General features: G+C 76.3%; 12 protein-coding genes. 6 read left to right on the forward strand and 6 right to left on the reverse strand.

Annotation, left to right across the window (positions count from 1 at the left end; all coding sequences use genetic code 11):
- Nucleotides 1–259: 259 nt before the first annotated feature.
- Nucleotides 260–1747, reverse strand: a complete 1488-nt coding sequence (glpK, locus tag VEW93_08410; GenBank protein HYI61810.1) for a glycerol kinase GlpK — start codon at nucleotides 1745–1747, stop codon at nucleotides 260–262.
- 76 nt (nucleotides 1748–1823) lie between these two features.
- Between glpK and VEW93_08415 the strand changes: the two genes are divergently transcribed.
- Nucleotides 1824–2852, forward strand: a complete 1029-nt coding sequence (locus VEW93_08415; GenBank protein HYI61811.1) for an ATP-dependent 6-phosphofructokinase — start codon at nucleotides 1824–1826, stop codon at nucleotides 2850–2852.
- A 16-nt stretch (nucleotides 2853–2868) separates the two neighbouring features.
- Here VEW93_08415 and VEW93_08420 read toward each other — a convergent pair whose 3' ends face one another.
- Genes VEW93_08420 through VEW93_08440 form a run of 5 tightly spaced genes read right to left on the reverse strand, consistent with a single transcriptional unit; the run spans nucleotide 2869 to nucleotide 6831 of the window.
- Nucleotides 2869–3462: a GerMN domain-containing protein gene (locus tag VEW93_08420; protein HYI61812.1), complete on the reverse strand. Its 594-nt coding sequence runs from the start codon at nucleotides 3460–3462 to the stop codon at nucleotides 2869–2871.
- A complete protein-coding gene (locus VEW93_08425) occupies nucleotides 3459–4898 on the reverse strand; it encodes a HAMP domain-containing sensor histidine kinase (GenBank protein ID HYI61813.1) in 1440 nt (479 codons plus the stop codon). Before VEW93_08425 ends, VEW93_08420 begins: the two co-directional genes overlap by 4 nt.
- An 8-nt stretch (nucleotides 4899–4906) precedes the next feature.
- Entirely contained in the window at nucleotides 4907–5587 is a 681-nt protein-coding gene (locus VEW93_08430; GenBank protein ID HYI61814.1) for a response regulator transcription factor, read from the reverse strand.
- A 48-nt stretch (nucleotides 5588–5635) separates the two neighbouring features.
- The gene (locus VEW93_08435) at nucleotides 5636–6469 is read right to left on the reverse strand and encodes an inositol monophosphatase family protein (protein HYI61815.1); all 834 of its coding nucleotides are present in this window, start codon (nucleotides 6467–6469) and stop codon (nucleotides 5636–5638) included.
- Nucleotides 6469–6831, reverse strand: a complete 363-nt coding sequence (locus tag VEW93_08440; protein ID HYI61816.1) for a hypothetical protein — start codon at nucleotides 6829–6831, stop codon at nucleotides 6469–6471. Before VEW93_08440 ends, VEW93_08435 begins: the two co-directional genes overlap by 1 nt.
- 131 nt (nucleotides 6832–6962) lie before the next feature.
- Between VEW93_08440 and VEW93_08445 the strand changes: the two genes are divergently transcribed.
- The 5 genes from VEW93_08445 to VEW93_08465 all read left to right on the forward strand — a co-directional run bounded on the left by VEW93_08445 (nucleotide 6963) and on the right by VEW93_08465 (nucleotide 11660).
- Nucleotides 6963–7721 (forward strand): polyprenol monophosphomannose synthase, encoded by a 759-nt coding sequence (locus VEW93_08445; protein ID HYI61817.1) that lies wholly within the window; start codon nucleotides 6963–6965, stop codon nucleotides 7719–7721.
- The gene (locus VEW93_08450) at nucleotides 7718–9280 is read left to right on the forward strand and encodes a carboxylesterase family protein (protein ID HYI61818.1); all 1563 of its coding nucleotides are present in this window, start codon (nucleotides 7718–7720) and stop codon (nucleotides 9278–9280) included. The genes VEW93_08445 and VEW93_08450 overlap by 4 nt, the downstream gene beginning before the upstream one ends.
- 38 nt (nucleotides 9281–9318) lie before the next feature.
- Entirely contained in the window at nucleotides 9319–9810 is a 492-nt protein-coding gene (locus tag VEW93_08455; protein HYI61819.1) for an NUDIX hydrolase, read from the forward strand.
- Nucleotides 9811–9842: 32 nt separating this feature from the next.
- Nucleotides 9843–11168 carry a DNA polymerase IV gene (locus tag VEW93_08460; GenBank protein ID HYI61820.1) on the forward strand — a complete coding sequence of 442 codons (1326 nt, stop codon included), beginning with the start codon at nucleotides 9843–9845 and terminating at the stop codon, nucleotides 11166–11168.
- Nucleotides 11169–11276: 108 nt separating this feature from the next.
- Nucleotides 11277–11660, forward strand: coding sequence for a DUF3040 domain-containing protein (locus VEW93_08465; GenBank protein ID HYI61821.1), 384 nt, complete (start codon nucleotides 11277–11279; stop codon nucleotides 11658–11660).
- Nucleotides 11661–11662 lie beyond the last annotated feature (2 nt).

Raw genomic sequence — 11662 nt, forward strand, 5'->3', positions numbered from 1 at the left:
CTCCGCCGCCCTGCTGCGATCCGGCCTGGCCCGGACGCCGAGGAGGAAGCCGACCCCGCCCGGCCTCGGCCGCCGGGGCCGCTGGTCGCCTCCCTTCCCCCCGACCTGAGCGGCGAGCCGATGGACGGAGGGCAGTGGCACGCAGCCCGGGCCCGCGACCGCGCCGGCCCCGCCGAGCGGTGGACCTGGCGGCCGGCCCGCCCGCCCTGGTGCCACCGGCGGTCGCCGCCGGCCTACCGGCCCCGCTGGCCCTGACCGCTCAGGCCGGCTGCTCCCAGCCCCGGCACCGGGCCACGGCGTCCAGCCAGCGGGCGTGCTCGGCGTCGGCCCGGTCCCGGTCGGCGGCGGGGGACACCGATAGGCCCGCGGCCCACAGGTCGGCGATCTCGTCGGTCGAGCCCCACACCCCCTCGGCCAGGCCGGCCAGGTAGGCCGCGCCCAGGGCGGTGGTCTCGGCCACCGCGGCCCGGGTGACGGGCACACCGAGCTGGTCGGCCTGGACCTGGAGGAGCAGCTCGTTGGCCGAGGCCCCGCCGTCGACCCGCAGCTCGGTGACGGCGTGGCCCGAGGCGGCGGACATGGTGTCGACCACGTCCCGGGTCTGGTGGGCCATGGCCTCGATCACGGCCCGGGCCAGGTGGGCCCGGGTGGTGCCCCGGGTGAAGCCGACAAGCAGGCCCCGAGCGTAGGGGTCCCACCACGGGCTGCCCAGGCCGGTGAAGGCCGGCACCAGGTAGACGCCGTCGGTGCTGTCCACGGAGGCGGCCAGGGGACCGGTCTCCTCAGCCGAGGAGATGATGCCAAGCCCATCGCGCAGCCACTGCACGGCGGAGCCGGTGGAGAAGATGGCGCCCTCGTACGCGTAGTCGGTGCGGGTGCCGTCGCCGTCGGGGAGGGTCCAGGCCACGGTGGTGAGCAGGCCCTCGACCGGCTCGGGGCACGTCGGGCCCACGTTCATGAGCACGAACGATCCGGTGCCGTAGGTGTTCTTGGTCAGGCCCGGGGTGAAGCAGGCCTGGCCGAACAGGGCGGCCTGCTGGTCGCCGGCCACGCCGCTGACCGGGATGCCCCCGGGCAGCCCGGTCTCGCCCACGGTGACGCCGAAGCGCCCGGAGGAGGGCCGCACCTCGGCCAGGGCCGAGCGGGGCACGCCGAACAGGTCGCCCAGCTCGCCGGACCAGTCCAGGGAGCGGATGTCGAACAACATGGTGCGGCTGGCGTTGGACGGCTCGGTGGCGAAGCACTCCCCCCCGGTCAGGTTCCACAGCAGCCACGTGTCGATGGTGCCCACGGCCAGGTCGGGGGTGACCTCGACGCCGCCCTCGGTGAGCAGCCACTCGACCTTGGAGGCCGAGAAGTAGGGGTCGAGGACCAGGCCGGTGGCCGGGCGGACCAGGTCCAGGGCGCCCTGCTCGCGCAGCGCGTCGCAGCGGGCCGCGGTGCGCCGGTCCTGCCACACGATGGCCCGGTGCAGGGGCCGGCCGGTGCGGCGGTCCCAGGCCACCACCGTCTCCCGCTGGTCGGTGATGCCCATGGCGGCCACCGGTTGCTGGAGGTCGACGATGAGCTGGTTGGTGACGGCCACCATCGCCGCCCAGATCTCGCTGGCGTCGTGCTCCACCCACCCGGGCCGGGGGAAGTGCTGGGTGATCTCCTGGTACCGGAAGCCGACCGGCGTCCCGGACTCGTCGACGGCGAAGGCCCGCACCCCCGTGGTGCCGGCGTCGAGGGCGATGACCACAGCCATGGCCGCCGACCCTAGGGGGCCGAACGTGCCGGTAGGGTCGCCGGACGACCCGGCTGCGGAGGAGGAGAGGGAGACGGTGCGACTCGGCGTCCTGACCAGCGGGGGCGACTGCCCGGGCCTCAACGCCGTGATCCGGGCCGTGGTCCGGACGGTCGAGCGGCGGCTCGGCGGCGAGGTCCTCGGCTTCCGGGACGGCTACCTGGGGCTGATGGAGGACCGCCACGAGGTGCTGACCATCGAGCGGTGCCGGGGCCTCCTGCCCAAGGGGGGCACGGTGCTGGGCACCAGCCGGCACCAGCCCTACGCCCACGACGGGGGCCTGGCCGCGGTGCGGGCCACGGTGGCCGCCCACGACCTGGCCGGGGTGGTGGTCATCGGGGGCAACGGCAGCCTGGCCGCGGCCCGCGACCTGGGCACCGACGGCGTGCGGGTGGTGGGCGTGCCCAAGACCATCGACAACGACCTCGGGGCCACCGAGGTCACCTTCGGGTTCGACACCGCGGTGGCCACCGCCACCGAGGCCATCGACCGGCTCCACACCACGGCCGAATCCCACGACCGGGTCATGCTGGTGGAGGTGATGGGCCGCCACGTGGGACACATCGCCACCTGGGCCGGCATCGCCGGGGGGGCCACCATCATCCTGGTGCCCGAGGAGCCCTTCGACATCGACGAGGTCTGCGCCACCCTGCGGCGCCGGCACGACCAGGGCCGCTTCGCCTCCATCGTGGTGGTGGCCGAGGGGGCGCTGCCGGTGGAGGGCACCCTGACCCTGCCCGACCCCGGGCTCGACGACTTCGGCCACCAGCGGCTGGGCGGCATCGCCCACGCCCTGGCCCCCGAGATCGAGGCCCGCACCGGCTTCGAGACCAAGGTGGTGGTGCTGGGCTACCTGCAGCGGGGCGGGTCGCCCACCGCCGCCGACCGGGTGCTGGCCAGCCGGTTCGGGGTGGCGGCGGCCGAGGCTGCGGCCGAGGGGGCCTGGGGGTCGATGGTGGCCCTGCAGGCGGGGCGGATCGTGCGGGTGCCGCTGGCCGACGCGGTGGCCTCGTCCAAGACGGTGCCGGCCGACATCCACGCCGTGGGCAAGGTCTTCTTCGCCTGAGCGCCCGGGGCGGCCCTCAGTCCGGGTCGGGGTCCAGGGACCGGTAGTCGGCTCGGGTGACCACGTCCTTGGTGCCGGCGGCCCGGGCCGTGAAGGCTTGGATGGCGTCGCCCTCGCGGCGGAACCGGACCCGCTCGATCTCGGCGGTCCGCAGGGCGGTCACCGTCAGCACCACCTGGGCGAAGGTGCTCACCGCGGCCTCGCCCTCCCGGGTGTAGAAGGCCTCGTTCAGGTCGATGGTCAGGGTGCCGTCGTCCAGGTCCCAGCCCAGCAGGTCGCTCTCGGTGGGGATGGACGTGGTCAGGCCCTCGTCCAGGTCCCGGGTGGTGGGCCCGGCCAGCAGGGCCTCCAGGGCCCGCTCGGGGTTGGGCTCGTCGTCGAGGCCCCGGCGCCGGGCCACCAGCACCCGGGACCCCTCGCCCGAGCTCAGGTAGATGTCGGTGGCGTTGGCGCTGTCGGCCGGGGCCGAGCTGGGGGCGGCCACCGTGGTGCTGGTGTCGGCGGCCAGGACCCGGGGCGAGTCATCGGTGGGGATGCCGCAGGCCGCCACCGGGGCCAGAGCGGCAACCGCCGCGGCCAGGACGGCCAGGGCGCGCCGGCGGGGTGTCACGCCCGGGCCACCGGGAGCTGGACCACGAAGCGGGCGCCGGGCTCGCCGTCGGGCCGATCCTCGACCCACACCCGCCCCCCGTGGAGGCGGGCGTGCTCGGCCACCAGGGCCAGGCCCAGGCCCACCCCGTCGCCCGAGGCGCTGCGCCGCCCGGCCCCGGCGCCGCGCGAGAAGCGGTCGAAGATGCGGCCCCGGTCCTCGACCGGCACCCCTGGCCCGTTGTCCTCCACGGCCAGGAGCACGGTGTCGCCGGCGGCCTCCACCGCCACCCGGGTGGGCCCGTCGCCGTAGGCATCGGCGTTGCCCAGCAGGTTGTCGAGGATGCGGACCAGCCGGCGCTTGTCGGCCCGGATGACCAGGTCGTCCAGCTCGGGCTCCAGCTCCACCGGCACCGGGGAGCGGCCGGCCCGGGCCTGGGCCACGGCCTGGTCGACCAGCTCGGGCAGGCGAACCTCCTCCAGCGACAGCCGGGCCACCCCGGCGTCGAAGCGGGAGATCTCCAGCAGGTCGTCGACCAGCTGTTGGAAGCGGGAGACGTCGGCCTCCATCAGGACCACGGCCGAGCGGGAGGCGTCGTCGGGCATCTCGTCGCGGCGCGACGCCAGCACCGACACCGAGGCGGCCAGGGTCATGAGCGGGCTGCGGAGCTCGTGGCTGACGTCCGAGGCGAACCGGCCGTCGCGGTCGATCCGCTCCTCCAGGGCGTGGGCCATGTGGTTGAACGAGGACACCAGCACGTTCAGGTCCGGGTCGTCGGTGCCCTCCAGGCGGGTGTCGAGGCGGCCGCCGGCGATGGCCTCGGCGGCCAGGCCCACGTTGGCCAGGGGCCGCAGCGTGCGGCGGCTCAGCCAGTAGCCCAGGGCCCCGCCCACCAGGGTGGTGACCACCGAGGCCCCGAACAGGGACACGGCCAGCGAGCCCAGCGTGTCCTCCAGCTCCGAGAACGAGATGGCCTCGTAGTAGGCGGCGTCGCCGTCGTTGATGGGGATGCCGACGATGAGCTCCGGCTCGCCGTCCAGCTCGACCCGCATGCGGGCTGACTCGCCCTCGACCACCGTGTCGCGCAGGGCGGGGGGGACGGCGTCGCCGCTGAAGGCCAGCTGCAGGGGGATCGGCTCCCACCCGCTGCCCGGCCGGCGCAGCTCGACCAGGGGCCGGGAGCTGGACGGGTTGGCCAGGTCGCCCAGGGCCCGGTTGATGGCCTCGTCGTCCTCGGCCACCAGGACCTGCTGGCTCATCTGGTTGGCGTTGATCTGGGCCTGTCGGACGGCCGCCGCCTCCCGCTGGTTGATCAGGTTCTCGCGGGTCAGGCCCCAGGTGGTGCCGGCCAGCAGGGCGGCCAGGACGGCGGTGCTGGCCGCGAAGGCGAAGGTGATGCGGGCCCGGAGCCCCAGGCGGGCCGGCAGGGGGAGCCGCAGGAGGCGGCGGGGGGGCACCGGCGTGCTCAGGTCTGGAGCTTGTAGCCCAGGCCCCGGACGGTGACCACGTGGCGGGGGTTGGCCGGGTCGACCTCGACCTTGGTGCGCAGGCGCCGCACGTGGACGTCCACCAGGCGGCCGTCGGCGAAGTAGCCGTGGCCCCACACCCGCTCCAACAGCACCTCCCGGGACAGGACCCGGCCCGGGCTGTTGGCCAGCTCCAGCAGCAGGCGGAACTCGGTCTTGGTCAGGTGGACCTCGTCGCCGCCCCGGCGCACCACGCCCTCCTCGGGCACGATCTCCAGGTCGCCGAAGCGGAGGTGGGTGGCCCCCGAGTCGGTGGCCCGGACCCGGCGCAGCAGGGCCCGGATGCGGGCCGAGAGCTCCTTGGGGGCGAACGGCTTGGTCAGGTAGTCGTCGGCCCCGGCCTCCAGGCCGGCCACGATGTCGTGGGTGTCGTCGCGGGCGGTGACCATGATGATGGGCACGTCGCTCTCCCGGCGGACCTGGCGGCACACCTCGAAGCCGTCCACGCCGGGCAGCATGATGTCGATGAGCACCACGTCGGTGGGGGCCTGGCGGAAACGCTCCAGGGCGTCCTCGCCGGTGGCCGCCTCCTCCACCTTCCAGCCCTCGTCCTCGAGGGCCAGCTTCACCGCGGTCCGGATGCGCTCGTCGTCTTCGACCGTGAGGATGCGGGTCGCCACCCCTGCATCGTGCCTCATGCGGGGGGCGCGCGGCGACCACCCCCCGCCTCAGGCCTCCGCCGCTCCCGCCGCCGACACCAGGGCCCGCAACGGGCCGGCCAGGCGGGGACCGGCGGCCACCACGCACGGCCCGGGCAGGCGCCCGTCGAGCGGCCCGCCGTCCAGGTCGGTGACCTCGGCGCCGGCCTCGGTGGCCACCAGGCCCCCGGCGGCCCAGTCCCAGGCCTGGAGACCCCGCTCGTAGTAGCCGTCCAGGCGGCCGCAGGCCACCCAGCACAGGTCGACCGCGGCGGCCCCCACCCGGCGGATGTCGCGCACCTCGGGCAGCACCCGGGCCAGCACCTCGGCCTGGCGGCGTCGGCGCTCGGGGTCGTAGCCGAAGCCGGTGCCCACCAGGGCCAGGGCCGGCTCGGCCACCGTGGTGCAGGTGATGGAGGTGCCGTTGCGGGTGGCGCCGTGGCCCCGGGCGGCGGCGAACACGTCGCCGTGGAGGGGGTCGACCACGGCCCCGGCCACGATCCGGCCCCCGTGCTCGGCCGCCACCGACACGTTGCAGCCCGGGATGCCGTAGAGGAAGTTGACGGTGCCGTCGATGGGGTCGACCAGCCACCGCACCCCGGAGGAGCCGGTGCGGTCGGCCCCCTCCTCGCCCACCACGCCGTCGTCGGGGCGGGCCGCCAGCAGGGCCGCCACCACCAGCGCCTCCACCTCCCGGTCCACCTCGGTGACCGGGTCGGTGGCCGAGCTCTTGGTCGTGACCCGCAGGTCGGCGGTGCCGGCCCGGGCCCGGATCCGCTCGGCGGCCCCGGTGGCCACGGCCACGGCCAGGTCGCGCAGGGCGACGGCGTCGGGCTCGTCCTCGGGCGTCACGGCCTCGGGCATCAGGGGCGGCGGCGACCCGGGCCGGGCGGCGGGCGGCCCTCGGACCGGGCCCGGTCCTCGATGGTCCGCCACTCGGTCATGGCCCGCAGGACCAGGACGGCCACCACGGCCACCCCGGCGGCGGCCAGCACCGCTCCCACCAGGCCCCCGACCGCGGCGCCGGCCCCGGCGCCGCTGGGGCCCCCCGAGAGGTCGACGATGCCGTAGCCGATGAGCCCCCCGCAGGCGCCGGCCACGGCGATGGCCACCACGGCCAGCACCCGGGCGCTGGTGGAGGGGGCGGCCGAGGGCAGCTCCACCCGGCCGTCGGCCGGAGGGCGGGGCCGGGAGCCGCCGGGGGCGGGATCGGACGGGGGCGCCATCGGGGCCGACCGTAGCGGCGCCGTCCCACGGTGCCCCACCCGGCGCCGGGCGGGACCGGGGTGGGTGGGGCCGGGGCGGGCGGGACGGCGGGGCGGGGGCGGGGGTCGCCGCCGCCCTAGAGTTGCCGGCCGTGCCCGTGCTGGTCGTGATCCCGACCTACGACGAAGCCGAGAACGTCGCCGACGTCCTCGGCCGGGTGCGCGCCGCGGTGCCCGACGCCCACGTCCTGGTGGTCGACGACAGCAGCCCCGACGGCACCGCGGACCTGGCCGAGGCGGCCGGGCGCGAACTGGGCCAGGTCGACGTGCTGCGCCGCCCCGGCAAGGGCGGGCTGGGGCCCGCCTACCGGGCCGGGTTCGCCTGGGGGCTGGAACGGGGCTTCGACGTCCTGGTGGAGATGGACGCCGACCTCTCCCACGACCCCGCGGCCCTGCCCGACCTGCTGGCCGCGGTGGCCGGCGGGGCCGACCTGGCCATCGGCAGCCGCTACGTGCCCGGCGGCAGCGTGCCGGGCTGGCCCCGGCACCGCCTGGCCATCTCCCGGGCCGGCAACCTCTACGTCTCGGCCTGCCTGGGCATCGGCCTGCGCGACGCCACCGCCGGCTACCGGGCCTACACCGCCGAGGCCCTCCGCGGCCTCGACCTGGCCTCGATCACCACCTACGGCTACGGCTTCCAGATCGAGATGGCCTACGCCCTGATCCGCCAGGGGCGGACGGTGGTCGAGGTGCCCATCACGTTCCGCGACCGCATCCGCGGCACCTCCAAGATGTCGCTCGGCATCGTGGGCGAGGCCCTGCGCCTCGTCAGCTGGTGGGGCCTGCGCGATCGCGTCCTGCGGCGGGCCCGCCCCGCCGCCCACCAACCGGTCCAGAGGGGGACCCCATGAGCTCCACCACCTCCGACACGGCCCCGGCCGTCGCCGCTGCCGCCCCGACCGCCGCCACCGCCCACGGGCCGGTGGCGGGGGCCACCGTGGAGGGCGTCCACGTGTTCCGGGGCGTGCCCTACGCCGCCTCCACCGCGGGGGAGGGCCGCTTCGCCCCGCCCCGCCCGCCCGAGCCGTGGACCGATGCGCTCGACTGCACCGGCCCGGGCCGGGCCGCCCCCCAGAACCCCTCCATCCTGGAGACGGCCCTGGGCGAGACCGGCCTGGCCTACGACGAGGACTGCCTGCAGGTCAACGTGTTCAGCACCGACCTGGGGACCTCGGCCCCGGTCATGGTCTGGTTCCACGGCGGCGGCTTCGAGACCGGCACCGCCTCCATGAGCTGGTACGACGGCTCACGCCTGGCCCGCCGGGGGGTGGTCGTGGTCGCCGTCGGCTACCGGCTGGGGGCCCTGGGCTACCTGGACCTGCCCGGCGTGGAGGGCAGCGGCTGCTTCGGCCTCCTGGACCAGGTGGCCTCGCTGCGCTGGGTCCGCGACAACGTGGCCGCCTTCGGCGGCGACGCCGACCGGGTCACCGTGTTCGGCGAGTCGGCCGGGGCCATGAGCATCGGCGCCCTGCTGGCCGCGCCGGGCACCGAGGGCCTGTTCCACCGGGCCATCCTGCAGAGCGGCTCCACCCACAACGTCCAGGATCCGGCGCTGGCCGGCCGCATCGCCGGCCGCTTCGCAGCCGAGGCCGGTGTCGACCTCGGCGACCTGGACGCCCTGCGGGCCCTGCCCGTGGCCACGGTGCTGGCCGCCCAGGGCGAGATCGGGCGCAGCGACGACGGGCAGTTCGGCCTGCCCTGGCAGCCGGTGCTGGGCTCCGAGGCCGTGCCCCGGGACCCCATCGACGCGGTGCGGGACGGCGTGGCCACCGGCATCGAGATCCTGGTGGGCACCACCCTCGAGGAGATGAAGCTGTTCCCCCTCATCACCCCGTCGCTGGCCGACGTGGACGACGAGGCCCTGGTGGCCCGGGCCGGGGCCTTCGAGGCCCTCATGGGCCGGGAGCCGGGCAGCCTGCTGGCGTCCTACACCGAGCGCCTGGGCCACCTGCCCGCCCCCGACCGGTGGCTGGCCCTGCTCACCGACCTGGTGTTCCGCATCCCGGCCATCCGCCTGGCCGAGGCCCAGGCCGCCCACGACACGCCGATCCGCATGTACCTCTTCGCCGAGGCCAGCGACATGCTCGGCTCCTGCCACGCCCTCGACCTGCCCTTCACGTGGGACAACATCGACATGCCCGGGACCGAGCTGCTGGTGGGCGAGATCAGCGAGGCCCGGCGCACCCTGGCCCGCCGGCTGGGTGACGTGTGGGCCGCCTTCGCCCGGGGCGAGGCCGACCCCGCCGCCCCCGACATGCCGGCCTGGCCGCTCTACGAGCCCGGGCGCCGGGCCACCATGTGGTTCAGCGCCGAGCGGGTGGCGGTGGTCGAGGACCCCATGGGCGTCGAGCGCACCTGGTGGGACGGCCTGGAGGGCGGCCTGGGCTTCGACCTGACCATCGTGGCCTGAGCGGCGGGCCGGCCGGGGCGACGGGCGAGGAGCGACCGGTGCGTGACTGGCTGGTGGGCGGCGGGCTGGTCACGGGGCCCGAGGGCGTGCTGCTGGTGCAGAACCGGCGCCGGGACGGCCGCCTCGACTGGTCGCCCCCCGGCGGGGTCATCGACCCGGGGGAGACCCTGATCGGGGGCCTGACCCGGGAGGTCGAGGAGGAGACGGGCCTGCGGGTCACGGGCTGGGCCGGCCCCACCTACGAGATCGTGGCCGAGGCCCCCGACATGGGGTGGCGGCTCCGGGTCGAGGCCCACCGCAGCACCGGGCACGAGGGCGACGTGGCCGTCGAGGACCCCGACGGCATCGTGGTGGCCGCCGCCTTCGTGGGCCCGGCCGAGTGCCGGGCCCGCCTGGCCGGCGCCCCCCGCTGGGTGGGCGAGCCGGTGTGCGACTGGCTGGCCGCCCCCTGGGACGGCACCCGGTCCTACGCCTACCGGGTCGAGGGGACCCTGGCCGCCGGGACCGTCGCCGTCCACCGCCTGCCCTGAGCCGGCCGCCGGGCCAGGGGTACGGTTTGCCCTTGGACCGCAGCGACGAGCGCACGATCCTCCACGTCGACATGGACGCCTTCTTCGTGTCGGTGGAGCTGCTCCGCCGCCCGGAGCTGCGCGGCCGGCCGGTGGTGGTGGGGGGCGGAGGCCCTCGGGGCGTGGTGGCGGCGGCCTCGTACGAGGCCCGGTCCTTCGGCGTGTTCTCGGCCATGCCGTCCGGCCGGGCCCGCCGCCTGTGCCCCGAGGCCGTGTTCCTGCCCGGCGACCACGCCCACTACTCGTCGGTCAGCCGCCGGGTCATGGACCTGTTCCGGTCGCTCACCCCCCTGGTCGAGCCGCTGTCGCTGGACGAGGCCTTCCTGGACGTCACCGGCGCCCGCCGCCTCCACGGTGACGGCCCCACCATCGCCGCCACCCTGCGCCGGCGGGTGCACGAGGAGGAGGGCCTGACCTGCACGGTGGGCGGGGCGTCGGTGAAGTTCCTGGCCAAGCTGGCCACCACCCAGGCCAAGCCCCGACCGTCGCGGGCCGGGCCGGTGGTCGGCTCCGGGGTCCACGTGGTGCCGCCCGGGGACGAGCTCCGCTTCCTCCACCCCCTGCCGGTCGAGGCCCTGTGGGGCGTGGGGCCGGCCACCCGGGGCCGCCTCGACCGCTACGGCATCCGCACCGTGGGCGACCTGGCCGAGCTGCCGGTGGCCACGCTGGAGGCCGCGGTGGGGCGGGCCCACGGCCGGCACCTGTGGGAGCTGGCCCACGGCATCGACCCCCGCGCCGTCGAGCCCGACCAGGCCCTCAAGTCGATCAGCCACGAGGAGACCTACCCCACCGACCACCACGACCCCGAGGTGCTGCGCCGGGAGGCGGTGCGCATGGCCGACGCGGTGGCGGCCCGCCTCCGGAGCCGGGGGACGACGGCCCGCACCGTCACCATCAAGGTGCGCTTCGGCGACTTCCGGACCATCACCCGCAGCATCACGCCCCCGGCGCCGGTGGCCACCGGGCCGGCCGTGGCCCGGGCGGCCAAGGCCCTGCTGGCCAAGGTGGACGTGTCCGAGGGGGTGCGGCTCCTGGGGGTGGGGGTCAGCGGCCTGGGCGGCGGGCCGGGCACGGTGGCGGGGGAGCAGCTCAGCCTCCTCGACCCGCCGGCCCCCGAGGGCGACGGGGCGAGGCCCGGGGACCCCCCGCCGGCCTCGGACGAGGACTGGACGGCGGCGTCGTCGGCCATCGACGACCTGCGGGCCCGCTTCGGGGCCGACGCCGTGGTGCCGGCCGCCCTGGCCGGCCCGGCCGGCATCCGGGTCCGGCGCCGGGGCGACCAGCAGTGGGGGCCCGACCAGCCGGTCCCGGAGGGGTGACGGGGGCCCTCCTGCGCGTTGTCGGCCGCCGGTCCCTGTGCGAGACTCGTCCCCAGCCGGCCGGGGATCCTGCCCGTCCCCCTCCCCGGTGAAGGTGAAGGGATCGACATGCCGCTCTCGGAAGACGAACAGCGGATCCTGCAGCAGATCGAGCAGCAGTTCCACGAGCAGGACCCCGGCCTGGCCGGGGAGATGGGCCGCCACAGCGTCTACGCCCACCACCTGCGCCTAATGAAGTGGGCCGGCGCCGTGTTCGCCGTCAGCCTCGTCGTGCTCCTGGCCGCCCTGGCCTTCGAGCACAACTTCCTGGTCGCCTTCCTGGGCTTCGTCGGCATGCTGGGCGCCGCCCTGTGGTTCTACCGCAGCCTGGAGAAGCTGGGCCGGGCCGGCGTGCAGCAGATGACCGCCTCCCTGCGGGCCCGGGGCTTCGGCGACGGCATGAAGGGCGCCACCGAGCGGGTGCGCGAGCGCCTCCGGCGCGACGAGGAGTAGCG

The organism is Acidimicrobiales bacterium, from assembly GCA_035630295.1.
Lineage (GTDB): Bacteria > Actinomycetota > Acidimicrobiia > Acidimicrobiales > Iamiaceae > Iamia.

Excerpts from the sequence above, each read along its gene's own strand:
- glpK (HYI61810.1), bottom strand. The coding sequence starts at position 1,747 with ATGGCTGTGGTCATCGCCCTCGACGCCGGCACCACGGGGGTGCGGGCC.
- VEW93_08450 (HYI61818.1), top strand. The coding sequence starts at position 7,718 with ATGAGCTCCACCACCTCCGACACGGCCCCGGCCGTCGCCGCTGCCGCC.
- VEW93_08465 (HYI61821.1), top strand. The coding sequence starts at position 11,277 with ATGCCGCTCTCGGAAGACGAACAGCGGATCCTGCAGCAGATCGAGCAG.
- VEW93_08440 (HYI61816.1), bottom strand. The coding sequence starts at position 6,831 with ATGGCGCCCCCGTCCGATCCCGCCCCCGGCGGCTCCCGGCCCCGCCCT.
- VEW93_08435 (HYI61815.1), bottom strand. The coding sequence starts at position 6,469 with ATGCCCGAGGCCGTGACGCCCGAGGACGAGCCCGACGCCGTCGCCCTG.